29 protein-coding genes and 2 pseudogenes are annotated in these 26,138 nt (G+C 71.1%); 14 read left to right on the forward strand and 17 right to left on the reverse strand.

What is annotated here, in order from left to right:
* Positions 1–54 precede the first annotated feature (54 nt).
* Complete coding sequence (locus JKJ07_RS07045; RefSeq protein WP_202990408.1) at positions 55–783, forward strand: discoidin domain-containing protein; 729 nt, start codon at positions 55–57, stop codon at positions 781–783.
* A 63-nt stretch (positions 784–846) separates the two neighbouring features.
* Here the strand turns inward: JKJ07_RS07045 and JKJ07_RS07050 are convergent, their stop codons facing one another.
* The gene (locus JKJ07_RS07050) at positions 847–1,887 is read right to left on the reverse strand and encodes a hypothetical protein (RefSeq protein ID WP_202990409.1); all 1,041 of its coding nucleotides are present in this window, start codon (positions 1,885–1,887) and stop codon (positions 847–849) included.
* 100 nt (positions 1,888–1,987) lie between these two features.
* On the opposite strand from JKJ07_RS07050, the gene JKJ07_RS07055 reads away from it, so the two are divergent.
* From JKJ07_RS07055 to JKJ07_RS49675, 3 genes and pseudogenes are all read left to right on the forward strand, one after another.
* Complete coding sequence (locus JKJ07_RS07055; RefSeq protein ID WP_202990410.1) at positions 1,988–2,539, forward strand: GNAT family N-acetyltransferase; 552 nt, start codon at positions 1,988–1,990, stop codon at positions 2,537–2,539.
* Positions 2,518–2,838 (forward strand): annotated as a pseudogene (locus JKJ07_RS07060) (adenosylcobinamide amidohydrolase); the annotation flags it as partial. The gene JKJ07_RS07055 and the pseudogene JKJ07_RS07060, both read left to right, overlap by 22 nt.
* Positions 2,839–3,261: 423 nt before the next feature.
* A pseudogene (locus JKJ07_RS49675) lies at positions 3,262–3,690 on the forward strand (adenosylcobinamide amidohydrolase); the annotation flags it as partial.
* Here JKJ07_RS49675 and JKJ07_RS07070 read toward each other — a convergent pair.
* The 5 genes from JKJ07_RS07070 to JKJ07_RS07090 are packed head-to-tail and all read right to left on the reverse strand — an operon-like array spanning position 3,677 to position 7,265.
* Positions 3,677–4,255 (reverse strand): DUF1684 domain-containing protein, encoded by a 579-nt coding sequence (locus tag JKJ07_RS07070; protein WP_202990411.1) that lies wholly within the window; start codon positions 4,253–4,255, stop codon positions 3,677–3,679. The pseudogene JKJ07_RS49675 and the gene JKJ07_RS07070 sit on opposite strands and share 14 nt — an antisense overlap.
* A gap of 22 nt (positions 4,256–4,277) precedes the next feature.
* A complete protein-coding gene (locus JKJ07_RS07075) occupies positions 4,278–5,312 on the reverse strand; it encodes an ABC transporter ATP-binding protein (RefSeq protein ID WP_202990412.1) in 1,035 nt (344 codons plus the stop codon).
* Positions 5,309–6,091, reverse strand: a complete 783-nt coding sequence (locus tag JKJ07_RS07080; RefSeq protein ID WP_202990807.1) for an ABC transporter permease — start codon at positions 6,089–6,091, stop codon at positions 5,309–5,311. Before JKJ07_RS07080 ends, JKJ07_RS07075 begins: the two co-directional genes overlap by 4 nt.
* On the reverse strand, positions 6,088–6,870 hold the full coding sequence (gene modA, locus JKJ07_RS07085) for a molybdate ABC transporter substrate-binding protein (RefSeq protein WP_202990413.1): 783 nt from the start codon (positions 6,868–6,870) through the stop codon (positions 6,088–6,090). Before modA ends, JKJ07_RS07080 begins: the two co-directional genes overlap by 4 nt.
* A complete protein-coding gene (locus JKJ07_RS07090; RefSeq protein ID WP_202990414.1) occupies positions 6,867–7,265 on the reverse strand; it encodes a TOBE domain-containing protein in 399 nt (132 codons plus the stop codon). Before JKJ07_RS07090 ends, modA begins: the two co-directional genes overlap by 4 nt.
* Before the next feature lie 101 nt (positions 7,266–7,366).
* Here JKJ07_RS07090 and JKJ07_RS07095 point away from each other — a divergent pair, with 101 nt between their 5' ends.
* Positions 7,367–8,344, forward strand: coding sequence for a class I SAM-dependent methyltransferase (locus JKJ07_RS07095; protein ID WP_202990415.1), 978 nt, complete (start codon positions 7,367–7,369; stop codon positions 8,342–8,344).
* Here the strand turns inward: JKJ07_RS07095 and JKJ07_RS07100 are convergent, their stop codons facing one another.
* Entirely contained in the window at positions 8,345–8,785 is a 441-nt protein-coding gene (locus JKJ07_RS07100) for a MarR family winged helix-turn-helix transcriptional regulator (RefSeq protein ID WP_202990416.1), read from the reverse strand.
* Positions 8,786–8,907: 122 nt separating this feature from the next.
* Here JKJ07_RS07100 and JKJ07_RS07105 point away from each other — a divergent pair, with 122 nt between their 5' ends.
* Positions 8,908–9,990 carry an alkene reductase gene (locus JKJ07_RS07105; protein ID WP_202990417.1) on the forward strand — a complete coding sequence of 361 codons (1,083 nt, stop codon included), beginning with the start codon at positions 8,908–8,910 and terminating at the stop codon, positions 9,988–9,990.
* Here JKJ07_RS07105 and JKJ07_RS07110 read toward each other — a convergent pair.
* Together JKJ07_RS07110 and JKJ07_RS07115 are read right to left on the reverse strand one after the other, a co-directional pair.
* Positions 9,957–10,496: a hypothetical protein gene (locus JKJ07_RS07110; protein WP_202990418.1), complete on the reverse strand. Its 540-nt coding sequence runs from the start codon at positions 10,494–10,496 to the stop codon at positions 9,957–9,959. The two genes, JKJ07_RS07105 and JKJ07_RS07110, sit on opposite strands and share 34 nt — an antisense overlap.
* Positions 10,497–10,622: 126 nt before the next feature.
* Entirely contained in the window at positions 10,623–11,426 is an 804-nt protein-coding gene (locus tag JKJ07_RS07115) for a helix-turn-helix domain-containing protein (RefSeq protein WP_202990419.1), read from the reverse strand.
* Between the two features lie 80 nt (positions 11,427–11,506).
* Between JKJ07_RS07115 and JKJ07_RS07120 the strand changes: the two genes are divergently transcribed.
* A complete protein-coding gene (locus JKJ07_RS07120) occupies positions 11,507–12,286 on the forward strand; it encodes an SDR family oxidoreductase (RefSeq protein WP_202990420.1) in 780 nt (259 codons plus the stop codon).
* Positions 12,287–12,295: 9 nt separating this feature from the next.
* Positions 12,296–12,547, forward strand: a complete 252-nt coding sequence (locus tag JKJ07_RS07125) for a hypothetical protein (RefSeq protein ID WP_202990421.1) — start codon at positions 12,296–12,298, stop codon at positions 12,545–12,547.
* Here JKJ07_RS07125 and JKJ07_RS07130 read toward each other — a convergent pair.
* The gene (locus JKJ07_RS07130; protein ID WP_202990422.1) at positions 12,531–13,298 is read right to left on the reverse strand and encodes an alpha/beta fold hydrolase; all 768 of its coding nucleotides are present in this window, start codon (positions 13,296–13,298) and stop codon (positions 12,531–12,533) included. The genes JKJ07_RS07125 and JKJ07_RS07130 overlap by 17 nt on opposite strands.
* A gap of 93 nt (positions 13,299–13,391) precedes the next feature.
* Between JKJ07_RS07130 and JKJ07_RS07135 the strand changes: the two genes are divergently transcribed.
* The 3 genes from JKJ07_RS07135 (at position 13,392) to JKJ07_RS07145 (ending at position 15,344) form a co-directional block, all read left to right on the forward strand.
* Positions 13,392–13,862 (forward strand): MarR family winged helix-turn-helix transcriptional regulator, encoded by a 471-nt coding sequence (locus JKJ07_RS07135; RefSeq protein ID WP_202990423.1) that lies wholly within the window; start codon positions 13,392–13,394, stop codon positions 13,860–13,862.
* Positions 13,863–13,921: 59 nt separating this feature from the next.
* Positions 13,922–14,059, forward strand: coding sequence for a hypothetical protein (locus tag JKJ07_RS07140; protein ID WP_202990424.1), 138 nt, complete (start codon positions 13,922–13,924; stop codon positions 14,057–14,059).
* Between the two features lie 361 nt (positions 14,060–14,420).
* The gene (locus JKJ07_RS07145) at positions 14,421–15,344 is read left to right on the forward strand and encodes an NAD-dependent epimerase/dehydratase family protein (RefSeq protein ID WP_202990425.1); all 924 of its coding nucleotides are present in this window, start codon (positions 14,421–14,423) and stop codon (positions 15,342–15,344) included.
* Here the strand turns inward: JKJ07_RS07145 and JKJ07_RS07150 are convergent.
* The 4 genes from JKJ07_RS07150 to JKJ07_RS07165 are packed head-to-tail and all read right to left on the reverse strand — an operon-like array spanning position 15,337 to position 18,877.
* Positions 15,337–15,783 (reverse strand): GNAT family N-acetyltransferase, encoded by a 447-nt coding sequence (locus JKJ07_RS07150; RefSeq protein WP_202990426.1) that lies wholly within the window; start codon positions 15,781–15,783, stop codon positions 15,337–15,339. The genes JKJ07_RS07145 and JKJ07_RS07150 overlap by 8 nt on opposite strands.
* The gene (locus JKJ07_RS07155) at positions 15,780–16,766 is read right to left on the reverse strand and encodes a phosphotransferase family protein (RefSeq protein ID WP_202990427.1); all 987 of its coding nucleotides are present in this window, start codon (positions 16,764–16,766) and stop codon (positions 15,780–15,782) included. The genes JKJ07_RS07150 and JKJ07_RS07155 overlap by 4 nt, the downstream gene beginning before the upstream one ends.
* Positions 16,767–16,776: 10 nt before the next feature.
* Entirely contained in the window at positions 16,777–17,586 is an 810-nt protein-coding gene (locus JKJ07_RS07160) for a PrsW family intramembrane metalloprotease (protein WP_202990428.1), read from the reverse strand.
* Between the two features lie 34 nt (positions 17,587–17,620).
* Positions 17,621–18,877 (reverse strand): multidrug effflux MFS transporter, encoded by a 1,257-nt coding sequence (locus tag JKJ07_RS07165; RefSeq protein WP_202990429.1) that lies wholly within the window; start codon positions 18,875–18,877, stop codon positions 17,621–17,623.
* 209 nt (positions 18,878–19,086) lie between these two features.
* Here JKJ07_RS07165 and JKJ07_RS07170 point away from each other — a divergent pair, with 209 nt between their 5' ends.
* From JKJ07_RS07170 to JKJ07_RS07180, 3 genes are read left to right on the forward strand one after another with little or no spacing between them, the layout of a single operon-like run.
* Positions 19,087–20,421: an MFS transporter gene (locus JKJ07_RS07170; protein ID WP_202990430.1), complete on the forward strand. Its 1,335-nt coding sequence runs from the start codon at positions 19,087–19,089 to the stop codon at positions 20,419–20,421.
* A 33-nt stretch (positions 20,422–20,454) separates the two neighbouring features.
* Positions 20,455–21,228, forward strand: coding sequence for a hypothetical protein (locus JKJ07_RS07175; protein WP_202990431.1), 774 nt, complete (start codon positions 20,455–20,457; stop codon positions 21,226–21,228).
* Between the two features lie 4 nt (positions 21,229–21,232).
* A complete protein-coding gene (locus tag JKJ07_RS07180; RefSeq protein WP_202990432.1) occupies positions 21,233–21,730 on the forward strand; it encodes a mycothiol transferase in 498 nt (165 codons plus the stop codon).
* Between the two features lie 35 nt (positions 21,731–21,765).
* Here JKJ07_RS07180 and JKJ07_RS07185 read toward each other — a convergent pair whose 3' ends face one another.
* From JKJ07_RS07185 to JKJ07_RS07195, 3 genes are read right to left on the reverse strand one after another with little or no spacing between them, the layout of a single operon-like run.
* Positions 21,766–23,235, reverse strand: a complete 1,470-nt coding sequence (locus tag JKJ07_RS07185) for an ATP-binding protein (protein WP_202990433.1) — start codon at positions 23,233–23,235, stop codon at positions 21,766–21,768.
* Between the two features lie 3 nt (positions 23,236–23,238).
* Positions 23,239–24,897 (reverse strand): NAD(P)/FAD-dependent oxidoreductase, encoded by a 1,659-nt coding sequence (locus JKJ07_RS07190; RefSeq protein WP_202990434.1) that lies wholly within the window; start codon positions 24,895–24,897, stop codon positions 23,239–23,241.
* 10 nt (positions 24,898–24,907) lie between these two features.
* Positions 24,908–26,071 (reverse strand): NAD(+)/NADH kinase, encoded by a 1,164-nt coding sequence (locus tag JKJ07_RS07195; protein ID WP_236028457.1) that lies wholly within the window; start codon positions 26,069–26,071, stop codon positions 24,908–24,910.
* Positions 26,072–26,138 lie beyond the last annotated feature (67 nt).

Consider the following 26,138-nt stretch of genomic DNA (forward strand, 5'->3'; position numbering starts at 1 on the left):
GAAGTGGAAGAGCCGAGGCGACCGTCCCGAGCGGACAGTCTGAGGCTGACGAAAATGCCGGATGTGCGGCCGCGTGGGGGCGCGGCACCGCCACCCGCGACCGCGCCGCCGGCGCCGCCGCCGGCCCGGCGCCGGTCACGTAAGGGCTGGTGGGCGGCCAGTGGGCTGATCACCGCGGTGCTGCTGGCGGGCGGTCTCTACGTCGCCTATCGCGCGACGACGGAGAAGGCCGTGCCCGCGCCCAGCGTGCCGTCGCTGGCCGTGCCGACCGCCTCCGCCGTCGCGACCGAGGCGGTGCTGCCGCCGTCGGCACCGCCGAGCCGGGCCGTGGCGGCGCCGGTCACGAGTGTGCCCAAGTCATCACCCAAAGTGACAGCGGCCGCGAAGGCGAACCCGTCCGGGGCCAACCTCGCGCTGACCGGGGTCGTGGCCGCCAGCAGCATCGAGGCCCCGCATTTCGGGGCCGCCGAGGCCGTCGACGGCGACCCGGCGTCGCGCTGGTCGAGCGGCTTCGCCGAGCCGCAGTGGCTGCGGGTCGACCTGCGCGAGCGGCGCACGCTGACCGAGGTCAAGCTGGTCTGGGAGCACGCGCACGCGACCGCCTACCGGGTCGAGGTCTCGCTCGACGGCAAGACCTGGCGGCGGATCTTCGCCACGACCGCCGGCGCGGGCGGCACGGTCACGGTCGACGCGGGCGGAACCGTCGCGCGGTTCGTGCGGATGTACGGCACCAAGCGGTCCAACCAGTACGGCTTCTCGCTGTGGGAGTTCGAGGTTCGCTGAATCCTGAAATGAGGCGCTCCCCGCAGGGAGCCTGCGGGGAGCGCCTTGACGGTCGACTGGGACCTAGTCGACCGTCGGAGGAAGGTTCCTGGCCGCCTTCAGCGCCGCGGCGGCGCCGGAGTACGGGTTGTAGCTGTAACTGCGGTCGAGCGAGCCGGGCACCTTGAAGTACGAGGCAACCAGCTTCGCCGGATCAGTTGCGATCTCACCTCGTGCCGGCACGTCGTTGCCGTCGTCCCAGCCCCACGGCGCGTTGGCCGAGTTCGTGCCGCAGCTCCACGTGCCCTGGCCGCAGCCGCCCGACGTGTCACCCGCGAAGGTGCCGAGGTTGGCGAACAGGTTCGTGTTGTTGCGCTGGGCCCACAGGCCGCCGCTCGCGAAGATGTCGATCAGCTGATACTTGACGTCGCGGTCGTTCGAGCTGCTGGGCGCCTCGGAGGTGCTCGCCGTCGGGTAGTAGATGACGCCGTCGCCGTCGATGTCGTACTGCGGCCACGCCTTGAGCCCGTGCCCGCCGCGCTCCTGGGCGGTCACCGGGTGCTGGAACGAGTCGTGCGGCGACGCCTTGAGCTGCAGCGTGCCGTCGATGGTCTCGCTGCCGTTGGTCCAGTCGCTGCCGCTCGGGATGTACGAGTAGAAGTCGCTGTGGGCCACCGTGACCGCGCCCTTGAGCGTGCCGTAGGTCGAGCCGTCCTTCTGCACGACCTCGAGCACGCCCTCGCCGTCGTTCTCGTGCTCGGTCTCGAAGAACGGGTGGTCGATCCAGTCGCGCGGGTGGAAGAAGAAGTACGTCAGGTAGTAGTGCGTGCTGGTCTCGAGCACCGAATAATAGACAGCCGCCGAAGTGTTCGAGCCGGCGTTGTCCCAGTTGTCCCGGCCGTTCAGATTGCCGTCGAAGTCGTACCGGGTAATGAAGTCGCTCTTGCCGCCCAGCGCGTGCGTGCCGGTCGAGTCCACGTCCTGATAGTGGATCGGCGCCCAGCGCAGCGCGAGCTCGGCCCGGCTGGGGGCGGCCTGCGCGGGTGTCGTGGCGACGACCGCCGCCGAGCCCGTGGCCACCAGCAGGCCGGCCAGCCCGGCCGCGATCCTGCGAACCATCCCCATGTGCCCTCCTCGTCATGCATTGATGATCGTAAATCTATGCGGGGCGGGTGGACACGGGGAGTCCGGAAAATGGCGTGCCGGCAGCGGTTACGCTGTGGCCGTGTTCAAGGTCGATCTGGGCAAGGGCGCTGAGTTACGGCAGCTGGTTCCGTGGCAGGCCGAGCAGTTCCTGGCCCACATGGAACGGGCGCGGGCCACGGTCGACCCGTGGATCCCGTGGGCCAGCCGCAGCACCGACCTCGACTCGGCCCGCCGGACCCTGCAGCGGTACGCCGACCTCGAATCGCGCGGCGAGGGCCGGATCCTCGGCATCTGGCTCGACGGTCTGCTCGTCGGCGGCGTGATGATGTTCGACCTCGACGACGCCTCCGGCGTGTGCGAGATCGGCTGCTGGCTCGAACCCGCCGGCACCGGCCGCGGCCTGATCACCAAGTCGGCCGCCCTGCTGATCGAATGGCTGATCCGCGACCGCGGCGTCTACCGGGTCGAATGGCACTGCCGCCCCGACAACGTCGCCAGCTCCAACGTGGCCCGCCGCCTGGGCCTCAAGCACGAGGCCACCCTGCGGGCGAACTTCGTGTGGAAGGGCGTCCGCTACGACACCGAGATCTGGGCCGTCCTGGCCCCGGAATGGCCCGGCGTAGAGGACTGACCGTGCAGCCTTCGCTGACCACCCGCTTCGAGAACGGCCACGATGTGCCGCTTCTCGTGTGGCGACTACCCTTCCCCGTACGATCGATCTCGTCAGCAGTCCTGGGCGGCGGCATCGGCGAATGCACGTGGCTGATCAACGCCACGGTCCCGATGTCCTACGACCGCGACGACCCAGCCGACCACCTGACCACCATCGCCGCCGACCTCAACCTGCACGGCCCCGGCGTAGGCCTGCTGACCGGAGTCGACGTAGCCGACGTGGTAGCCGTGTCCGACGGGGGAGTGCGCCTCTGGGCAACGGTCGGCCTCGGCGCCCCGATCCAGGCGGCCGCCGAACACCCCGCCTCCCAGCACGCCAGTCCCCAACGCCCGACACCGCAGCACTCCACCTCCCGCCAGTCCGCCTCCTCGCACTCCGCGCCGGAGCAGCCGAGCTTCCGCCAGTCCGCCTCCGGGCATTCCGCGCCGGAGCAGCAGAGCTTCCGCCAGTCCGCCTCCCCGCACTCCACGTCAGAGCACCCCAGCTCCCAGCAACCCGCCTCCCTGCCACAGCACCCCAGCTCCCAGGGATCCACCTCCCCGCACTCCACGCCGCAGGGTCCAACCCATGCGGACATTTCGTATTTGTCGGATGGGAGGACGGGTGGGGAGAGCGGCGAGCGTCTTGGAATGAGGGCGGGCGGGGTGAGCGGTGAGCGTCTTGGGATCGGGACGGGTGGGGTGAGCGGTGAGCGTCTTGGGGCCGGGGCGGGTGGGGACAGCGGTGAGCGTCCCGGTGTCGAGGCGGGTGGGGTGAGCGCTTATCAGCCCGGCATGGGAGCGGGCACGGCACGACCGGCAGTGGGGACTGTCAACATTGTGGCTTGGGTGCCTGTGCGGCTCAGTGATGGTGCGCTCGTCAATGCCGTGGCGACCGTGACTGAGGCCAAGGCGCAGGCGATTCGGGCGCTGGGGCTGGAGGCGACCGGGACGGCCACCGATGCCGTCTGCGTGTTGTGTCCCGTTGACGGGCCGGTCGCCGCCTATGCCGGGCCGCGGTCGACGTGGGGTGCGCCGCTGGCCCGGGCCGTCTATGCCGCGGTGCTCGACGGGGGAGCGGTCAACTTGGCCGGCACCCAGTCGTGGTCCGATCGCGTCAGTGGTACGTGAGTTCGCCGGCCTCGATGGCGGCGGTCACGGTGTTTTCCGGTGGGGCCAGCGGGCAGAGGTAGGCGTCGTTGTAGGCGCACGACGGGTTGTAGAGGTAGTTGAAGTCGAGCCGCACCCGGGAACCGCCCAGGGTTTGCAGGCCGCGGCCGTGGGTGCCTTTGACCGTGTCGGTGAGGTAGCGGCCGCCGCCGTACGCGCCCTTGCCGCAGGTGGCGTCGCGGACCGGCAGGAACAGGCCGCCGCCGTACGCCTTGATCCACCAGAGCGAGAGTTCCCCGTACGGCGTCTCGATGATGCCCACGCGGTTGTAGTGGACCACGCCGTCGGGGCCGCCCGTGTCGATGTCGATCTCGCCGTCGGCCGGGCGCACGTCGGCCTCGACGATCACGCTGTCGTTGGGCGGGAAGTAGCGCAGGCCGGTGAACGAGGACGGCTCGGCGATGGCCGACTGCGGATGGGTCGCGAACAGCTTGTCGCGCTCGGCCCGGAACTCGGTCAGGCTTGTGCCGGCCAGATACATCCGGGCCACGGCCGCGCGGTAGTCGGTCAGATCGAGAGCGTCCATGCCCCCACTATGCCCCGGACGATCAGGCTTCATAGGCGCGTACCTCGGTCGCCTTGACGCTGGCCCAGATCTCGCGGCCGGGCTCGAGGCCCAGGTGAACGGCTGCGGCGGGGGTGACGTCGGCCGCCGCGGGCAGGGGCCCGCCGAGGTCGATGCGAAGTGAGTCACCCTGCCGCGAGACGGTCGTCACGGTCGCGGGCCAGGTGTTGCGGGGGCTGCCGTCGGGGCGGGTGGGATAGAGCGCGACGGCCGAGGGCGGGAAGGCCACGAAGACCTCGCCCTGCTGTTCGGCCCCGGTCACCAGCGTGAAGCCGTCGGGCAGGGTCACCGTGGTGCCGTCGGCGTGGCCGCGATAAAGGTTGAGGCCGACCAGTCGGGCCACGTAGTCGGTGCGGGGCTGAGCGGTGATCGTGGCGGCGTCGCCGGTCTGCACGACCCGGCCGTCCTCGATGATCACCAGCCGGTCGGCCAGCATCAGCGCGTCCAGCGGGTCGTGGGTGACCAGCACCGTCGCGCCGGGGAAGGCGGCCAGATGCCCCCGCAGCTGGGCCCGGGTCTCCAACCTCGTACGGGCGTCGAGCGCGGCCAGCGGCTCGTCGAGCAGCAGCATCCGCGGCTCGGAGGCCAGCGCCCGGGCCAGCGCCACCCGCTGGGCCTGCCCGCCGGAGAGCTGGCGCGGCTTCTTGCGTACGTGCTCGGTCAGGCCGACCCGGGTCAGCCACTCCTGGGCCCGCCGGCGCGCCTCGGCCCGCGGCACCCGGCGGCACCGGGGACCGAAGGCGACGTTGTCGAGCGCGCTCAGATGCGGGAAGAGCAGGTAGTCCTGGAACACGACGCCGATGCGCCGCTGTTCGGGGGCGAGCCCGTCCAGCCGTACGCCGTCAAGGGTGATCCGGCCGCCGTCGAGCGGCAGCAGGCCGGCCAGCGCGCGCAGGGTCGTGGTCTTGCCGGCGCCGTTGGGGCCCAGCAACGCGACGACCTCGCCCGGCTCGGCGGTCAGGTCGACGTCGAGCGTGAACCCGTCCCGCTTGATCACGAGCTGCGCTGCCAAGCTCATGCGGCGACCCACTTGTCGCGGAGCGCGGCCAGGATGCCGACCGAGACGACGAGGAGGATCAGGCTCAGGACGATCGCCGCGTCCACGTCCTGCTCCAGCGCCAGATAGACGGCGAGCGGCATGGTCTGCGTACGGCCGGGGAAGTTGCCCGCGAAAGTGATGGTCGCGCCGAACTCGCCCAGCGCCCGGGCCCAGCAGAGCACGGCGCCCGCGGCCACCCCGGGCGCGATCAACGGCAGCGTGACCCGGCGAAAAGTGGTCCAGCGGGAGGCGCCGAGCGTGGCCGCCGCCTCCTCGAACCGCACGTCGGCGCCGCGCAACGCCCCCTCCACGGCGATCACCAGGAACGGCATCGCCACGAACGCCTCGGCCACGACCACGCCCGTGGTGGTGAACGGCAGGCTCAGCCCGAACGTCTGGTCGAGCCACTCGCCGACCAGCCCCCGCCGCCCGAACACCAGCAGCAGCGCCACCCCGCCGACCACCGGGGGCAGCACCAGCGGCACGGTCACCAGCGCGCGCACGAACCGCCGGCCCGGGAACTCCAGGCGGGCCAGCACCCAGGCCAGTGGTACGCCCAGGATCAGGCACACCAGCGTGGCCAGGCTCGCGGTGAGCAGCGACAGACGCAGCGCGGCGAGGATGCCCGGCTCGGTCAGGCGTTCCGGCAGCGTCGTCCACGGGGCCCGGATCAGCAGCCCGGCCAGGGGCAGGATCAGGAACGCGAGGCCGAACGCGGCCGGAATCGCCAGGGCCAGCGGGGCTCTCCGGCGGTTCAGGGCTTCTGGAACCCTGCGTCGGTGAGGATCTTGAGCGACGGCTCCGACTGGACGAAGGTCACGAACGACTCCGCGGCCGACGGGTTCGGCGCGTCGTTGAGCGCGACGATCGGGTAGTCGTTGATCGCGCCGGCCGACTCCGGGAACTCGACGCCGTCGACGTCGGCGCTCGCCGCCTTGGCGTCCGTGCGGTAGACCAATGCCGCGTCGACCTCGCCCAGCTTCACCTTGGACAGTGCGGCCTTCACGTCCTGCTCCAGCGTCACCGGCTTGACGTCCACGCCGGCCGCCTCGATCGCCTTCTTCGCGGCCGAGCCGCACGGCACCTGCTCGGCGCAGAGCGCGACCTTCAGATCCGGGTTCTTGAGGTCGGCCAGCGTCTTGATGCCCTTGGGGTTGCCCTTGGCGGTGGCGATGACGAGCTGGTTCTTGACGAAGACGACCGGGTCGCCCTTGGCGTCACCCGCGTCGACGACCGTCTTCATGGTGGCCGGGCTGGCCGCCGCGAACACGTCGGCGGGCGCGCCCGAGGTGATCTGCTGGGCCAGGCCGGAGCTGCCCCCGTACGAGATCGTGACCTTGATGTTGGGGTTCTGCGTCTCGAAGTCCGTCTTGATCTTGTCGAACGACTCGGTCAGGGAGGCCGCGGCCATGACGATCAGCTCACCGGTGCCCGCGCTGGCGCTCGAACCGGCCGCGGGCGAGTTGTCGTCGGAGTTGCCGCATGCCGCGGACGTGAGCACCGCGAGCAGCGCCACACCGGTCAGGATTCGTCTCATCTGTCGTCTCCTCGTTCCACGACCACCGTGGTCGACTTGATGACGGCGACCGCCGTCGAACCCACCTCGAGACCCAGGTCGTCGACGGCCTCGCGGCTCATCAGCGACACCACCCGGAACGGGCCGGCCTGAATGTCCACCTGCGCCATCACCTCGTCGCGCACGACCGCCGTCACGATGCCGCGGAGCCGGTTGCGCGCCGAGGAACGGCTGGCGCCCGGGTCGGGCTCGTCGGCCAGCGACCGGGCGAACGCGGCCAGATCGGCCCCCGCGATGTGCCGGTGCCCGTGGTCGTCGCGCCCGGCGTTCAACCGGCCCGAGTCGACCCAGCGCCGGACCGTGTCCACGCTCACGCCGAGCAGGTCGGCCGCCTCGCCGATGCGATAGGTCGTCACAGCCGTCACTCTAGGGCCGCAGTTGCGAGGCGTCCTACCTCGTACGGCTCGCAGATGCGGAACCGTTGCACAGCTCACACACCCGGCGGCATGCTGATGGCGTGCCCGAACGCATTGCCGAGGTCACCGCCTTCCTGGCCGAGGTGCTCGCGCCCCGCGCGCCGCTCACCGTCATCGTCGACGGCGGTGATCACGGCGCCGCCGCGCAGTTCGCCTCCCGGCTGGCCGCCGCGTTCCCGCCCTCGGCCCGGGCGTGGAACGTCGACGCCGTGATGGGCCTGAGCGGCCCGTCCGGGGGAGTGCTGGACTCGGCCCTCAACGTGCTCGAACCGGCAGCCGACCGCGTCATCGTCTATCTGCGCGCCAGCCGCCGGGCCCACGCCGGCGAGGGCGAGCGCCGGGCCCAGGTGGTGATCGATCACCACGATCCCCAGTGGCCGGTCATCAGGCACGTCCACCCGCGACTGGCCGACCCCGACCGCTGGCACCTGTCGGAGAGCCGGGCCTTCTTCGCCACCCGGGCCGCGAGCTGGGACGACAAATTCGGCGACGACCTGCCCGCGTACGCGAGAGCGGTGGAATCGGCCTCGCCCGCGCCCGGCGACCTGGCCCTCGACGTCGGCTGCGGCACCGGCCGGGCCCTGCCCGCGCTGGCCGCCGCCGTCGGCCCGACCGGCCGGGTGATCGGCCTCGACTGCACCTCCGCGATGCTGGCCGAGGCCCACGCCAAGGGCCGGGACGAGGCCGCCACCCTGCTCCAGGCCGACGCCCGCTGTCTGCCGCTCGCCGACGCGGTGGCCGACGTGGTCTTCGCCGCCGGCCTCGTGCACCACCTGCCCGACCCCGAGGCGGGCCTGGCCGGGCTGGCCCGGGTCGCTCGGCCCGGTGGTCGCCTGGTCCTCTTCCACCCCACGGGGCGAGCCACGCTGGCCGCCCGGCACGGCCGCAAGCTGACCCCGTCCGACATCCTCAACGAGGACAACCTGACCCCGGCCCTGGTCGCCACGGGCTGGTCGCTCACCCGCTACGAGGACGAGGACGACCACTTCCTGGCCGTGGCGGTTCGCGCCACTGGGTGATCAGCAGGCGCCGGGCTTGGGGTGGAGCATCGGGCTCTTCATGGCCTCGGCCAGCGCCTGCAGCACGTGCTCGAAGCTGGCGCGGCCGGCGGCTGGCAGGTCGTTGAGGAGGTCGGGCACGGAGGCGTCGATGTCGGCGTAGAGGGCCTCGACCGTCTTCTGCCCGAAGGGCGTCGTGCTGACGACGACGGCCCGGCGATCGCGGCCCGGAGAGTCTCGCTGGACCAGGCCCAGCTTCTCGGCCCGGATGACGAGACCGGTGAGGCCGGGGCGCTCCATGCCCATCAGCGGGGCCAGCTCCCTCATGCCGCAGGGCTGGTCCTTGATCATGCACAACAGCTGCGCCTGCGCGGGCGTGAGGTCGTGCTCGGCGCAGATCTGCGCATAGCGTCGCTGGATCAGGACCGACAGGCCGACCATCGTGATGCCGAAGCCGGTCATCGTTGCGCTCCTCACACTCTCCGTGCTGCCGACCATCTTAATCCTTGCAAACCTTCGCGCCGCGAAGTAGTTTCCTTCGCGACGCGAAGTTTCGCGCCGCGAAGAACATCTGGGGAGCAGTCGTGAGCAGCGCATTCGATTCGCATGATCTCGCCGGCACCAAGCTGGCCAACCGCATCGCGATGGCGCCGATGACCCGCAGCCGGGCGTACGGTCCCGGGTTGAGCCCGACCGAGCTGACCGCGGAGTACTACGCGCAGCGGGCCGGGGCCGGCCTGATCATCACCGAGGGCACGCAGCCGTCGGTGGCCGGGCAGGGCTACACCAGCACCCCCGGGCTGCACTCGGCGGAGCAGGTCGCGGGCTGGCGGCGGGTGACCGACGCCGTCCACGCCCGGGGCGGGGTGATCTTCGCCCAGTTGATGCACGCGGGCCGGATCGGGCACCCGAGCCTGCTGCCCGGCGACCTGACCCCGGTCGGCCCGTCCGCGGTGCGCCCGGCCGGGCAGGCGTTCACCGACACGGGCCTGCAGGACATGCAGACGCCACGCGAGCTGACCGAGGCCGAGATCGCCGAGACGATCGCCGACTTCGCGGCCGCCGCCCGCAACGCGATCGAGGCCGGGTTCGACGGCGTGGAGATCCACGGCGCGAACGGCTACCTCGTGCACCAGTTCCTGTCGTCGAACGCGAACCTCCGTACGGACGGCTGGGGTGGCTCGATCGAGGGCCGGATCCGCTTCGGCGTCGAGGTCGCGCGGGCGGTCGCGGCGGCCGTCGGCGGGCACCGGGTCGGCTTCCGGGCGTCCCCCGGCAACGTCGCCAACGACATCGCCGAACAGGAGACGGAGGAGCTCTACAGCGCGCTGGTCGCCGGCCTCGCCCCGCTGGGCCTCGCGTACCTGCACCTGCTGGAGAGCGCCGACCGCGACCTGACCCGGCGGCTGCGCGCGGAGTGGCCGGGCACACTGATCCTCAACCCGTTCACCCACCCCGAACCGACCGGCCCCGAGGCCCTCACGCTGATCGAGGACGGGCTGGCCGACGTCATCAGCTTCGGCGCGCTGTTCCTGGCCAACCCGGACCTGCCAGCCCGCCTCGCCGCCGGGGGCCCGTTCAACACCGCCGACCGAAACACCTTCTTCGGCGGCGACCACCGCGGCTACACGGACTACCCCGCGGCGGCGTCCGCGGGAGCCTTGTAAGCCAGCGACACCGTGAGCATCGAGTTTTCGTCCGCCGTGGCGTAGAACATCTGGCGGCCGTTCGCGTCGGGCTCGGTGCCCGCGCCGGCGAAGATGCCTGCGCCTTCGCGGCTGTCGCGGCAGTTCGACCGGGTGTCGTCGGGCGGGGTTGACGGCACCACCCGCACCGCCCACGCCGCCAGCGCGTCGCACGCCTCGGGCGTCATTGTCGTCGTCCAGGTCGCGGTGAAGGCGCCGCTGTCGCGGTTGATGCCGATCAGGACGCCGTCGCGCGACTCGGTCTCGCCGGTCTGGCCGTCCTGCGGCAGCATCGAGACGGGTTCGGTGCTGGTCCAGCCCTGCGGGCCGCCGATGTCGAGCGCCCGGTCGAGGGCGGCCTCGGTGGCCGCGGTGCGCGGGTCGGTCTCGCGGGGCCACAACCACACGGCCAGCCCGGCCGCGACGACCAGCACCACCGCGGCGACGATGAAGCCGGCGCCCCGGCGGCGAACCGCGTCTATCGACATGAGTCCATCGTGAACGCCCGGCGCAAGGCTTATCCCGCAGCTGCGCTACGGCCGTTCGTCTCGCCCAGATCGCAGGCACCCTCGGTTCGGGTCAATGCGTTTGTCGCAGTTGTCGATTCGTACGGGCTAATCGGCGGAAGCGAAGGCAGCTAGCTCGGCCAACGCCAGTGCCGACGGCGAACCCGGCTCGGCGTGCAGCATCAGGGTCTCGAGGCCGTCGGTGCCCAGCACGGCGAACTTGTCGATCAGCAGCTCGATGTCGCCGACGCGGGGGTGGCGGATCACGAAGGTGCCGCCACTCGCGGTGCGGACGTCGTGGCGGGCCCAGAGGCGGCGGAAGCGGTCGCTTTCGACCGAGAGCTCGCCGATCAGCGCGTGCAGCCGCTGGTCGTCGGCGTCGGCCTGGGCGCGCAGGTGGGCGACGGCGGCGGCCGTGTATTGCTCCCAGTCGGGGTGATGGGCGCGGGTTTCGAGATCGGTGAAGAGCATGCGCAGGCGGTTGACGCCCGGCACCATGTCGGGCGAAAGCTCGCGGGCCAGCGCGTTCGCGGCCACCACGTCGCTGTATTTGTTGAACACCAGCGCCGGCACGTTGATCGTGCGCAGCAGCGTCTCGATGCTCGCGGGAACCTGCTGGCTCGCCGGACGCCGGGGGGAGCGAGGGCCGGCCAAGGCCAGCAGGTAGGCCGTGCTTTCGGCGTCGAGCTGCAACACCCGGGCCAGCGCCTCGACGACCTGGGCCGACGGGTTGCGGTCGCGGCCACGCTCGAGGCGCAGGTAATACTCGGCGCTGATGCCGGCCAGCAGGGCGACCTCCTCGCGGCGCAGGCCGGGCACGCGACGCAGGCCGGTGCCGGGCGGCAGGCCCACCTCGGCCGGGGTCACCAGTTCCCGCCGCGCGCGCAGGAAATCGCCGAGGACGTTGTCCATGCTTACGAAGGTATCCCTCCGACTACCCCCTATCAGCGGGGGACTCCCTGGTCGGCATCTGCCTGACCAGGATCGACGGCATGAAGACATGGTTCATCACGGGAGTCAGCAGTGGGTTCGGGCGAGAGATGGCGACGCGGTTGCTGTCGCGCGGGGATCGGGTGGCGGGCACCATCCGGCGGGCGGGGTCGGCCGGCGATCTGCGCGACCGGCTCTGGCTGCGGCAGCTCGATGTGACAGACCTTCCCCTCGTACGCGAGGTGGTGGACGCGGCGTTCGCCGAGCTCGGCCGGATCGACGTCGTGGTCATGAACGCGGGTTACGGGCTGTTCGGGGCGGCCGAGGAGGTCAGCGACGAGCAGGTGCGCCATCAGCTCGACACCAATCTGCTCGGCTCGATCCAGACCGCCCGGGCCGCCCTGCCCCACCTGCGGGCCCAGGGCGGCGGGCGGCTGATCCAGCTCTCGTCGGTGGCCGGGCTGACCGCCTTTCCGGGGGCGTCGATCTATCACGCGAGCAAGTGGGGCGTCGAGGGCTTCATCGAGGCCCTGGCGGGCGAGGTGGCGCCGTTCGGGATCGGGGTGACCCTGGTCGAGCCGGGCGGCGCGCGCACCGAGTTCGCCCGGGGCAGCCTGCGGACCGGCACCCCGTTGAGCGCGTACGACAACACGCCCGCCGCCTTCGTGCGCGGCCTGCGGGACGGGTCGGTCGAGATTCCGGGCGACCCGGGCGAATACGCGGCTCGGGTGATCGCGAGCGCCGACGTCGAGCCGGCGCCGCTGCGGCTGGTGCTGGGCGACGACTCGTACGCGGGTGTGACCGCCGCACTGCGCAACAGGCTGGCCGGCGTGGAAGCCTAGGATGGCTGGATGAGCGATGAGATCACGGCCGACCAGCTGCGTCAGGAACTCAAGGACGTCGAGGCGGAGATTGCCGAGCTGCGCCGCGTCGGGGGTGACGCCCAAGCGCGTCGCGGGCAGGACACCGACACCTCCGAGGGATATATCGAGCCGGAGGAGATCGCGACCACGCTGACCGGGATCGCCGAGAACGACGCGATCATCGACACGCTGGAGCAGCGGCGCGAGCGCATCCAGGAAAAGATCAAGAACCTCGGGTGAAGTCGAGGACGGCGTGGGCCAGGCGTTCGGGAGCCTCGAGCGCGACGTAGTGGCCCACGCCGTCCAGCTCCACCTCGGTGACCTTCGCGGCCACCTGCCTCATGGTGGCGATGGTGAATGCGTTCACCGCCAGCACGGGCATCTCCAGGGCCGGCAGGGCCCGCAGCTCGTCGCCCTCGCGCAGCATCGAGCGGTAGAGACCGGCGGCCCCACGCCAGCCGCCGGGGCGTGAATAGCTGCGGGCGAACTCCTCGACGTCGCCCGGCAGCAGATACTTCAAGAACTCGCGCTCGTGACCGGCCAGCAGCATCTCGGGCACGCCGGGCGCGGCCAGCACGCCGATGTGCCACGCGCCGCCGTGCGTGAAGTCGGCCAGCGCCTCCAGCCCGTAGCCGGCCAGGCCCATTTCGACCGCGATCAGGCTGCGGACGTCCTCGGGGTGGGTGGCGGCCAGCCGGTAGACCGCGCCGCCGGCGATGTCCTGGCCCGCGAGGTGCACCGGGCCGACCCCCAGGTGGCCGATCAGCTGGTGCAGATCCTCGGCGGCGGTGGCGCTGTCGTTGTCGCCCGGGTCGGAGTCGCCGAAGCCGCGCAGGTCGACGGCGAAGACGCGATGGTGCTCGGCGAGCAAGGGGATCACGTCGTGGAAGGCGTACGAGGTCTCGGGGAAGCCGTGGACCAGCAGGATCGGCTCTCCCTCGGTGCCCGCTTCCAGGTAGTGCAGCGTCGTGCCGTTGATCTTGCCCTTCATGACCTCTCCTTTTCGACAGTCTGACTGTCTTTCTCGATCCCAAGATAGACAGCTAGCCTGTCGATTGCCAAGAGCTGCCGTAATCTGATGCGCATGTCACGTTCCGGTGCCGACCTCGCCCTGCTGCTCCTCGGCGGCTTCCGTACGCTCGTCGACTCCGCGACCGCGGAACTGGCCTCGCGCGGCTACGAGGACGTCCGACCGGTGCACGACTTCGCCATGCGCTCGATCGCGGCCGGCGCCGACACGGCCTCGGAACTGGGCCGCCGCCTCACGATCACGAAGCAGTCGGCGGCCCGCACGATCGCGGTGCTGCAGGAGCGGGGCTGGGTGGCGACCGGGCCCGACCCGCGCGACGCCCGCCGCAAACGCCTCGAGGTCACGCCGCTGGGCTTCGAGATCATGCGTACAGGCGAGGCCATCTTCGAGCGGCTCCGCGACGACTGGGCCGCCAAGATCGGGGAGGCCGAGCTGGCGGCGCTGGAGCAGCACCTCGTCGCCCTGGCCGGCCCGCAACCCGTACGCTTCGACTCCCCGGGCTGGCTGGCTCAGGACCTCGGCTGAACCAGGCCGCCGGCGGACTCCTCGATACGAGGGTCGCCGCTGATCAATGTGGTCGCCGGGTGCTCATGTTTGTGCCGGCTGCCGCGCTGACCGGTCTCGCCGACGCCGGCCGCGCCCCGCTCCCGGCCGCCGCGGTGGGAGTGCTGGTCATAGCGATCTACCGTGCCGAGATCGGCGCCTTCGGCCGGCCCGACTAATTCGATGACGTGACGTGCCGACTCACCCGCACACCCACCCGAACCCCACGCACACCCACCCGAGCCCTGCCAAGATCGCCACCCCAACTGATCAAGAACAGGGCCCGCCCTAACCAAGGGGGACCCCCGCCCTCGAACTCTATTTTCGCAGGTCGGGGCGATCTTTGCGGGTGGGCCTGTGGATAACTTTGCATTGTGGACAACCGGTGGATCATGTTGCAGCGTCGTTAGTATCGGGTCGCTGTCCGCACCTACGGCGGCGATCCGGGCCGGCACGGCCGGGGCGCCATCGGCGGGCGGCGCGTCAACCGGCACGGCGACGTGCACGGCCCGGTGCTGCTTCTCGAAAGGCCTCAAAACCATGCGTCTGCTCGTTCTCGGTGGCACCCGGTTCGTCGGCCGGGCTGTGGTCGACGCCGCGCTCGCCGCCGGTCATGAGGTGACCCTGTTCAACCGCGGCCGCACCGCTCCGCATCTTTATCCCGAGGCGGAGACGGTTGTCGGTGACCGCACGGCCGACCTGTTCGCGCTGAGCGGCCGCGTCTTCGACACAGTCGTCGACTGCGCGGGTTATCAGCCCGAGGTTGTCGGCAGGTCGGTGGCCGCGCTCGAGGGCAGCGTGGGGCGTTACGTCTTCGTCTCGTCGGTTTCCGTGTACGCCGATCAGAGCGTCCCGGCCGACGAGAGCTCCCCGGTGCTCGACGAAGACTCGTACGGGGGCCGCAAGGCGCGCTGCGAGCGGGTGGTCCTCGACGGGTTCGGCGAGCGGGCCCTGCTCGCCCGGCCGGGGCTGATCGTGGGGCCGCACGACCCGACGGAGAGGTTTCCGCACTGGCCCCGGCGGATGGCGCGCGGCGGTCAGGTGCTTGTGCCGGGGGCGCCGGAGGATCCGATGCAGTTGATCGACGTACGGGATCTGGGTGGCTGGCTTGTCGCGACGGAGGCGGCCGGGGTCTGCAACGTCGTGGGGCGGCCCTGCACGATGCGCGAGCTGGTCGAGGCCTGCCCGGTGACCGTGCCGGCCGAGCTGCTGTGGGTGTCGAGCGAGGCGTTGCTGGATGCGGGGGTCGACCCGTGGATGGGCGTGCCGATGTGGATCGGCGACCCGGCGGCGGCCGCGGCCAACCTGGTGGACGGGGAGCTGGCGCGCAAGCACGGGCTGGTGACGCGGCCGCTGCGGGAGACGGCAGTGGACGTGCTGGCGTGGGACGTCGCGCGCGGCGGGCCGGTGGACGACCCGTTCCCGGCCGAGGCCGAGGAGGCGCTGATCAAGAGGGTCAGTTGAGGGGGAGGTTGAGCATGTCGAGGCCGGTGACCGGGTGGAAGCCGGCCGCGGCGTAGAGGGTCAGGGCCGGTTCGTTGTCGGTCTCGGTCTGCAGGGAGACGCGCCGGGCGCCGGCCGTTCGGGCCGCGGTGACCACGTGGGCCAGCAGGGCGCGGGCCACGCCGCGGCGCCGGGCCCGGGGCGGCACGAAGAGGTCGCGCACCAGCCAGGCCGTGCCCAGGGTGAGCGACGCGGGCAGCACGGCGGTGGTGACGAAGCCCCGTACGGTCTCGGAGTCGAGCGCCGCCGCAACCGCGAACCGGCCCGACGTGACCTGCTCGGTCAGCCAGGCCTGCGTGTCGTGCGGGGCGGACGGGAAGCCGTAGTGCACCCGATATTCGTCGAACAGCGCGGCCACGGGCGCGAAGAGCGAATCCGAGGAGTCGACCCAGGTGATCACAGCTCCTCCAGTTCGGCCTCGAGCAGCTTCGTCACGTGGTCGTGCCGTCCGCCGGTCAGCGGCATGCCCCGGCTCGGCTGCTCGGCCAGCATCAGCACGTAGAGGTGCACGCGGTAGAGCGCGATCCGCGTCTGCTCCTCGGGCGTGAAGTCGGTGACGCCGTAACCGGCGGCGAACGGGTGTGCGGGCGTGATCCGCTGGAACAGGGCCGGGGAGACGAAGTCGAGCAGCGGGTCGCCGTACAGGTAGCGCTCGCCGTCGACCAGGCCGCTCAGCGACCCGTCCGGCGCGACCAGCACGTTGCCGTCCCACAGGTCGAAGTGCAGCAGCGCGGGCCGGGTGACCGTGGCCAGCAGGCGGTGATGCCGGGCGACCAGCCCGTCCAGCGGAGGCAGGGGCACGTTCCACTCGGCGGCGTCGGCCCGTAGCGAATCCAGGATCGCGGCGAAGGCAGTGGGCCAGTCGGCGGCCGAGGGCCGGTCGCCGGTGTAGCCGAAGTGCGGGCCGGTGATCTCGTGCACGCGGGCGATGGCCGCCCCGAGCTGACGCCGCGCCAGAACGGAGTCGCCCTCGGTCAGCGGACGGCCGGGCAGCAGCGTCGAGATGATCCAGTCTGAGGAGGGGCGCACCTCCGGGTCGCGAGCCAGGGAGAAGGAGGAGGCGAGCACCTCCGGCACGGGGGCCCGGCCGCGAACCAGGCCGTAGTACTCGACCTCGGCCGGGAGCAGTCCCGCCTCGTACGAGAGCAAGCGGGCCGCCGGCGGCGGCCCCACCTTGATCACCACTTCGCGTCCGTCGGTCAGCGTGGCTCGCCAGACTGCGGCGAACCCGCCCCCACTGAGTTCGACGGCGGGCGAAGACAAAGCGGGCGAAGACAGGGCGGGCGAAGACGAGGCGGGCGAGGACACCCCGAGGCCGAGACCGTCACGGACGATCTCGGCGATGTCGTCGGCGTCGACCGAGGGCTGAGTCGGGCTGCGCATGCGGCGAAGACTAGATCGTCAGCGGCCGCAGCACTGCCCCTTCGGAGCGCTCGGCAAAGGTGCGGTAGTGGCGCAGGGCCAGGAAGAGCCAGCCCAGGCTGAGGACGGCCAGGATCACGTACGCGACCGGATTCGAGAAGGTGTCCCAGCAGGTGTGCAGCACCACCGCGCCGGCGAAGGTGGCGAGGAACGCGAGCACGCGCCGGGTGTTCGGGGCCGCGATCAGGGCCCACAGCGCGCCCGCGGTGAGACCGGTCCAGGCGGTGTGGCCGGCGGGAGCGGTCAGGCCCCTGACGAACAGGGTTTGCTCGACGCTGCCGACGTTGCCGCCCGACGCGAGCAGGGCCGTGAAGCCGTAGCCCATGGTCTCCAGCGCCGCGAAGCCCATGCCGGACGCGACGCCGATGATCAGGCCGTCGGAGGGCAGCCGGCGCTCGTGCCGCGACATGATCGTGAGCAGCAGGATCAGCGGCACGATCAGTTTGGCCGACTCCTCGATGACCGCGACCAGCACCATCGGCAGCACGCCGAGCCCGCGCAGGGTGTCGTACTCGAGCGTGCCGGCCACCACGATGCCGATCACCCCGCCGAAGAACGCGGCGATCGCCAGCGCCGAGGCGGGCACCTGCCATTTCCCCGTACGGGCCTGGGCGAACGTGAGGAACGAGAGCGGGACGACGGTCGCGCCGAGCAGGATCAGGGCCGGCACGAAGTTGGGGTTCTGTGTGTGGACCAGGGTCCGCAGCACCACGGCGTACAGAGCAAGACCGATGACCAGGACGCCGAGCCAGGCCCACCGGCGGGGGTTGTGTTCACGCATGGCGCGCTTCTACCCCACCGGCGGGCCGGATTACTCAGTGTGCGACGGCCATCACGGGTTCGGCCGACTCGTCGACTGGAAGGCGGCCGGGCCGGACGACCACCCAGAGCACCGCGACCGAGGCGATCATCGTGCCCGCCACCACGATCGCCATGGCCAGGGCGCTGTTGCCGAGCACGCCGACCAGCGGCGCCGCGAGCGCGCCCACCCCGAACTGCACCGCACCCAGCAGCGCGGCCGCTGTTCCGGCGGCCTCACCGTGCCGCGACAGGGCCAGCGCGGGAGCGTTCGGCATGGCCAGGCCGACGGTGGCCAGCACCAGCCACAGCGGGATCAGCACGCCGGCCAGCCCGCCGAAGCCGGTGATCGCGAAGAGCAGGAAGATCGCGCCGAACACCGCCCCCGCGACCAGCGCGCCACCCAGGATCTGCACGGGCTGCCAGCGGCGGAGCAGGCGCACGTTGAACTGCGTGGCGCCGATCAGCCCGACCGCACCGCCGGCGAAGACGTACGCGAACTGCTGCTCGCTCATCCCGTACTCCTCCTGAAACACGAAGGAGCTGCCGGAGACGTACGCGAAGAGGGCCGAGAACGCGAGGGCGGCGACCAGGATCAGGCCCACGTACGCCCGGTCGGTGAACAACCGCCCGTAGTCGCGCAGGGTGCCGGTCACGCCGCCGTTGCGCCGCCGCTCGACGGGCAGCGTCTCGGGCAGGAACAGCGCGGTCGCCGTCATGATGGCGATCGCGGCCACGGTCAGCACGACGAAGACGCCGCGCCACGAGGTCCAGTTGAGCACCACGCCGCCGATGGTGGGCGCGAGGATCGGGGCCACGCCGACGACCAGCATCAGGCGCGAGAACAGCTTGGCCGCGGCGAGCCCGCTGAACAGGTCACGGACGATCGCCATGGCGACGACCGAGGCGGCCGCGGCGCCCAGGCCCTGCAGCACCCGCAGGGTGCCGAGCACGGCCAGGTTGGGCGCCACGACGCAGAGGACGGAGGCCAGCACGTGCACGCCGACGCCGGCCAGCAGCGGCAGGCGGCGCCCGATGGCATCGGAGAGCGGACCGACCAGCAGCTGCCCGAGGGCGAGGCCGAGCAGGGTGCCGGTCAGCGTCAGCTGCACGGCGGCCTCGGTGCTCTGCAGGTCGGTGGTGATCGTCGGGAGCGCCGGGAGGTACATGTCGATCGTCAGCGGCCCGAGCGCGGTGAGAAAACCCAGCACGAGGACGATGCGGAGGCGGCGTCCTGCGGGCAGGAGTTCACCAGGGGAGAGTTCAGCGCGCATATTCGGCGACAAGTCGCCGGCGGCCGGGTTTGTTCCGGGTCGTAATGGTGATCACAACCTGGCCGAATCGCGGAAATCGGCTTGACTACCTGCGAAAACGATCAGTGACGGGACCCACGTGTGGTCTGGGCCGCGATCGGTTGTGACCACGACACAACCGGAGAAAAGTGGACGCGGAAAGCGCAAGACAGCGAGCGAAAGGCGACCCCGTGCCCCTGCGTCCCTCAGCAAGGGCTTGGGCGGTCTGGGCCGTCGGCCTCGCCGCATACATCGTCGCAGTGCTGCACCGCACCTCGCTCGGCGTGGCCGGGCTGGACGCGCAGCACCGCTTCGGCATCGGAGCCGGAGCCCTGGCCTCGTTCGCCGTGCTGCAACTGCTCGTCTACGCCGGCCTCCAGGTGCCGGTCGGGCTGCTGCTCGATCGGTTCGGCTCGCTGCGGCTGGTGGTCAGCGGCGGTGTGCTGATGGCGGCCGGTCAGGCGATCATGGCGACCACCGATCACGTCGGCGGCGCCGTGCTGGCCCGCGTCCTGGTCGGCGCGGGCGACGCGATGACCTTCATCAGCGTGTTGCGCCTGGTGCCGCAGTGGTTCCCGGCCAAGCGGGTGCCGGTGCTGACCCAGGTCACCGGTCTCGCCGGGCAGGCCGGGCAGGTGCTCTCGGCCGTGCCGCTGGCTGCCCTGCTGGCCGGGCCGGGCTGGAGCACCGCGTTCCTCGCCACCGCGGGCGCCGGGGTCTTCGTCGCGGTGGCCGCTTTCCTGGCGCTGCACGACACCCCGGAACGGCGGATCAACACCGGCGCCGCGATCACCCTGCGGCAGGTCGGGCACGACCTGAGCGGCGCGTGGCGGCACCCGGGCACCCGGCTCGGGCTGTGGACGCACTTCACCACCCAGTTCACCGGCACGGTCTTCGCGCTGATGTGGGGCTTCCCGTTCCTGATCGCCGGGCAGGGCCTGCCCCAGGAGACGGCGAGCGCCCTGCTCACCCTGTTCGTGCTGGTCGGCATGGCGGCCGGCCCGCTGGTCGGGCTGCTCGTGCAACGGCATCCGCTGCGCCGGTCGTGGCTGGTGCTGGGGGTGATCGCGGCCAACGCGGGCGGCTGGGGCCTGGTGCTGGCCTGGCCCGGCCACGCGCCGATGCCGGTGCTGGTGGTGCTGATCGTGGCGCTGGGTCTGGGTGGCCCGGGCTCGATGATCGGCTTCGACTACGCCCGCACGTTCAACCCGCCGAGCCGCCTCGGCACGGCCACCGGGGTCGTCAACGTCGGCGGCTTCGTCGCGTCGCTGCTGTCGATCGAACTGATCGGCCTGATCCTCGACGCGCGCACCGGCGGCGGCACGACGTATGACATCACCGACTTCAAAGTGGCCATGTCGGTGCAATACATATTCATGATCGTCGGGGTGGCCGGAATTCTGCGAACGCGCAGGCTGGCCCGGCGGCGCATGGCCGAGGAGGGCATCGTCGTGCGTCCGCTGCGCGAGGTCTGGGCCGATCGCCGGGGTTTAGCGATCGAGCGTAGGGAGAAGGCCAAGGCCTGACAGTCACCACAAGAGGGCAGAGGCAAGGAGGACATGACCGAGCACGCACCGGCCAAGATCTTGTCCGGCATCGACATCCCCAAGACCATCGCAGGAACCCTGGCCGCGGTCTCCGCCGCGGTTGTCGGTTCCTTCCTAGGCGTCGCCGGCACTCTCATCGGCGCGGCCGTGGCCAGCATCATCGGCTCGGTCGGAACGGAGCTCTATCACCGGTTCATGACCCGGGGCAGCGAAAAGATCAAGACGTTCGTGACCGCGCCCGCCGCCGTCGGCACCCCGCCGGTCGCGGCCGCCGAGGAGGAGTTGCCCTCCGAGGAGCCCGTCGCCGAGCGGCGGCCGGTCAAGATGCGCTGGGGCCGGATCACGGCCGCCGCCGGCCTGCTGTTCGTGCTGGCCATGGGCAGCCTGACGGTGTACGAGCTGATCGCCCAGCGTTCGATCGCGGACGCGGTCGGACACCGGACCAGCTCCAGCACGACCCTGGGATCCGCGTTCAAGGGCGACAACGGCTCGGACTCGGACGAGAAGCCCGCCCCGGCGACGTCCACGCAGCCGACGGCCGACCCGACCGGGGAACCGACCGGCGAGCCGACCGGCACCGGCACGCCGACCGGCACGCCGACGGCGCCCGCCGAGTCGCCCGAGCCGCAGCAGACCGACGGCACGGAGACCGGCACGCCCACCGAAGCGCCGGCGGACGAGCAGACTCAGGACGGCACGACGCAGGACGGTACGACGCAGGACGGCACGACGCAGAACAACGGCGACGTGCAGAACCAGCAGGTCCAGCCGAACGGAGCGGAGTAGGCAGATGGACGCCAAGGGCGTACTGACCGAGGCCTTCGGGCGTCTCCCCGAGCTCGTGGAGACGGCCGTCAAGGGGCTCACCCCCGAGCAGCTGCGGTGGCAGCCCGCCGACGGGGCGAACTCGATCGGCTGGCTGGTCTGGCACCTGACCCGGGTGCAGGACGACCACGTGGCCGAGGTGATGGATGTCGAGCAGATCTACGCCGCCGGTGATTGGGCGGCGAGGTTCGGCCTGAAGGACGCGACCGAGACCGGCTACGGCCACGGCGCGTCCGAGGTGGCGGCGGTGGCTCCGGAGAGCGCCCAGGTGCTGCTCGACTATTACCAGGCGGTCCACGACCGTACGGTGGCCTGGCTCGCCGGGCTCTCCGAGGCGGACCTGGACAGGGTGGTCGACGACAACTGGGACCCGCCCGTCACGCTCGGCGTGCGGCTGATCAGCGTCTATGACGACGACGCGCAGCACGCGGGTCAGGCCGCGTACGTCCGCGGGCTTTTGTGATTCTCAGGGGGCGGGGGCAACCCGCCCCCTGAGCACTAAGCGGAGGACGGCTCGGTCAGCGGCAGCCGTACGAGGAACTTGGTGTCGCCCGGCTTCGAGTCGAGCTTGATGTCGCCACCGTGCCCGTTGACCACGATCCGGTACGAGATGTCCAGGCCCAGGCCCGTGCCCTCGCCCACCGGCTTGGTCGTGAAGAACGGCTCGAAGACGCGCTTCTTGAGCTCCTCGGGCACGCCCGGACCGGTGTCGCCGATCGACACGACCACGTGGTCGTCCTCGCGATACGTCTTGATCGTCACCGTGCCGGCGCCGTGCATGGCCTGCACCGCGTTGTCGATCAGGTTGGTCCACACCTGGTTGAGCTCGGCCGGGTGGGCCGGCACCTGCGGGAGCGTACGGTCGTAGTCCTTCACGACCTTGACCCCGTCACCGATCTTGTGGGTCAGCATCACCAGCGTGCTGTCGAGGCCGGTGTGCACGTCGATCCACTGGTGGGCCGCCCGGTCCATCTGCGAATACTGCTTCGCCGCGGACACCAGCGACGACACCCGGCCGGTGGCGTCCTCGATATCGGTCATCAGCTGCTCGGTCTCCAGCGCGTACCCGATCCAGTGGATCGCCTGGTCGAGCAGCTTCTGCGTGCCGACCCGCTCCTCGATCAGGGTGAGGCACTCGATGTCGATGCCGCCCTGGGCGAAGACGGGCGCCAGGTCCCAGCCGCCGGTGACGTTGCGCTCGTCCATCCAGTCGCCGAGCTCGTCCTCGCGGTCGGCCGTCTCCATCGCGGTCAGCGGCTTCGCCTTGGCCGCCCGCTCGATCACGTCCTCCTGCAGCTCGACCAGCGCGACCAGGCGCTCCGGGTCGACCTTGCCCGCGGCCAGCATGGCCAGCTTGTGCCGCATGCCGGCAACCCGCTGACGCAGCGCGGCGGTGGCCCGGGAGGCGGCCGCGGCCGGGTTGTTGAGCTCGTGCATGAGACCGGCCGAGAGCGCGCCGAGCGCCGTCAGCCGCTGCCGCTCGCTGACCGCGGCCTGGGTGTTGCGCATGCCGATCGTCAAGCCCTCGAGCAGGTGGATCGCCATCGGGAACCACTCGCGCATCATCCAGCCGAAGTCGTTGGCGGACAGCACGAAGAAGTCGCTGTCGTCGAGCGCACGCAGGCTCATCATGTAGTTGCGCTGAACGCCGTCGTCGCGCAGATAGGCGTTGGTGGCGCCCATGTAGACGCCGCGCTGCTCGGTGCGATTGGTCCGCACCTCGTCCTGGCCGACCTTGCGGGTGAGCTCGATCGTGCCGGTGAGCAGCACGAAGAACTGGTCGGCGGGGTCGCCCTCGCGGATCACCGTGCCGCCGGCCGGCATGTGCATCGTGCAGCCGTGCTCCGAGATCCAGGCCAGCTGGTCGTCGGTCAGCTTCTCGAACAGGAAGAGGGTGCGCAGCTCGTCCGGGCTGAGCTGTCCCGGCTCACAGGGAACGAGCCGGACCTCGTCGGTTGTGTCACTCATGGCTTACCGCGCCTCCAGGTAACGATGGACCAGCGTGACGGCCATCGCGCCCTCGCCGACCGCCGAGGCCACTCGCTTCACGGAGTTGGCCCGGACGTCGCCGGCGGCGAAAATGCCGGGAACACTGCACTCCAAGTAGAACGGATCCCGCTCCCGATCCCATCCCTTCGGACGGGTGCCATTTGAGAGAAGATCCGGCCCGGTGTAGACGAAGCCCTTCTCGTCGCGGGCGACCGCGTTGCCCAGCCAGTCCGTACGCGGTTCGGCGCCGATGAAGACGAACAGGTAACCGCATTCGACCGTGGTGCTCTGGCCCTCTTTGCTGTCGCAGATCGTGATCGCCTGCAGGTGCCCGTCGCCCTGCGCCCCGATCACTTCACATCGCGTACGGACCTTGATGTTGTCGATCTTGTTGAGCTGCTGGATCAGGTAGTACGACATCGAGGCCTCGAGCGAGTCGCCCCGCACCAGCAGCGTGACCGTCCGGGCGTACCGGGAGAAGAACAGCGCCGCCTGCCCGGCCGAGTTCGCCCCGCCCACGATGTAGACGTCGGTGCCGGCGCAGGACGGGCCCTCGGTCGACGCCGAGCCGTAGTAGACGCCCGAGCCGGTCAGCTCGGCGATCCCGTCGGCCACCAGCGGCCGGTACGCCACACCGGTGGCCAGCACGATCGAGTGGGCCGAGATCTCGCCGCCGTCGGCGAAGCTCAACGTGCGGGCCGAGCCGTCCTGCCGCAGGCCCGTCACGTCGCGCGTGGTCAGCACCTCGGCCGAGAACTTGCCGGCCTGCCGGCGGGCCCGGTCGGTCAGCTGGGCGCCCGAGATGCCGTCGGGGAAGCCCAGATAGTTTTCGATGCGCGAGCTCTGGCCGGCCTGGCCACCGACCGCGCGCCGCTCGACCAGCAGCGTCTTGAGGCCCTCGGAGGCGCCGTAGACCGCGGCGCCGAGCCCGGCCGGGCCGCCGCCCACGATGATCAGGTCGTAGAAATCGCGGCCGGGCGCGGTCGACAGCCCGACCGCCTCGGCCACCTCGGTCGTGCTGGGCTGCGCGAACGTGCGCCCGTCGGCCGTCACCACCAGCGGGATCGACTCGGGACCGACCCCGGCCGCCTCGAGCAGGCGCCGGCCCTCGGACTCGTCGGCGCCGAGCCACCTGTACGGCACCAGGTTGCGGGCGAGGAAGTCGCGGATCTCGTACGACGGCTCGCTCCAGCGGTGGCCGACGACCCGGATGTCCTCCATCTCGCGGTCGCCGGTGGCCTGCCAGGCGTCGAGCAGCGCGTCGATGACCGGGTAGAGCTTCTCCTCCGGCGGGTCCCACGGCTTGAGCAGATAGTGGTCGACGTCGACCACGTTGATGGCCTGGATCGCGGCGTCGGTGTCGGCGTACGCCGTCAGCAGCGCCCGCCGCGCGTTGGGGAACAGGTCCATCGCCTGCTCCAGGAATTCGATGCCGTTGGTCTGGGGCATCCGGTAGTCGGCGAGCATGACGGCCACGCGGCCGCCGCGCAGCTTGAGCTCCTTGAGGGCGTCGAGGGCCTCGGTGGCCGACGACGCGCGCAGGATGCGGTACTGGTCGCCGTAACGACGGCGCAGGTCGCGGGCGATGGCCCGGGAGACCGCGGGGTCGTCGTCGACGGTCAGGATCGCGGGGTGGCCCATGGCAGTTACCTCAGCTATCCGCAGTCGGGGTGGCCAGCAGGTCGGCGAACTCGGGGTGACGGTCGAGATATCCGGTGACGAAGGGGCAGGACGCAACGACGGGGGTGGCGCGGCTGCGGGCGTCCTCGAGGGCGGCCGAGGCGAGCCGGCCGGCCAGGCCCCGGCCCGAGAACGACTGCTCGACCTCGGTGTGCAGCAGCTCGATCTGGTCGCCGTGGCGGCGGTAGTGCAGCACGCCGGCCACCTCGCCGCCGATCAGCAGCTCGTAGCGCCGCCGCTCGAAGGCGTCGACCACCACGGCGTCGGCCGCGTCGGGCACGCCGACCTGGGCGCTGCCCTCGACGCGCAGCTTGCGCCGGGCCCGCTCGTAGAAGCTCGTGTTGCCGAGGCGGATCACCTGGGCGGCCGACGGGATCGGCTCGATGGACAGCTTGTCGCCCGGCCCCGCGTAGCCCTCGATGATGCCGTCGACCTCGATCGCGAGCCGGCCGCTGGTCGGCAGCACGTCGAGGTCGAGCTGCTCCTGCATGGCCAGCACGAGCGGGCGGTTGAACGACGAGTGCGCGGCCGAGGCGGTGACGATCAGGCCCTCGACGTTGGGCGAGACGATCGGGCCGCCGGCCGAGAAGCTGTACGCCGTCGAGCCGGTCGGGGTGGCCACGACCACGGCGTCGGCCGCGTAGCTGACGAAATTCTTGCCCTCGAGGCAGATGCCGATCGCGGCCAGCCCCTCGCCGGGCACGCGCACCATGGCGATGTCGTTGAAGGCGGAGACGTCCTTGCCGTCGGGCAGCACGGTCCGCACCGCCGTACGGGCTTCGATGGTGAACTTGTGCTCGTCGATCGCGGTGAGCGCGTCGGGCAGGTCGGGCAGGTCGACCTCGGCCAGGAAGCCCAGGCGGCCCACGTTGACGCCCAGCACCGGGGTCTTGCGGCCCTCGACGAGGCGCATGGTGCGCAGCATCGTGCCGTCGCCGCCCAGGCTGACCAGCAGGCCCGCCCGCTCGGCCATCTCTTCCGCGGTGACCGCGACGGCCTCGCAGTCGATCCGGTCGATCTCGTCGTGCAGGCCCAGCACGGTGACGTTGCGGCGCTCGGCCCAGTTCACGATCGCGTCTATCGCCGATCCGCAGTCGCGCCGCGGGTGCAGCACCAGGCCTACGACCTTGACCATGCCCATGCCGGATTACCGCCCGTTCTCGTAGTTCAAGAAGACAGCCTTGCACGTCCGGAGCCGGATC

Origin of the sequence: Paractinoplanes lichenicola (assembly GCF_016785085.1) — a bacterium.
Taxonomy (GTDB): domain Bacteria; phylum Actinomycetota; class Actinomycetes; order Mycobacteriales; family Micromonosporaceae; genus Actinoplanes; species Actinoplanes lichenicola.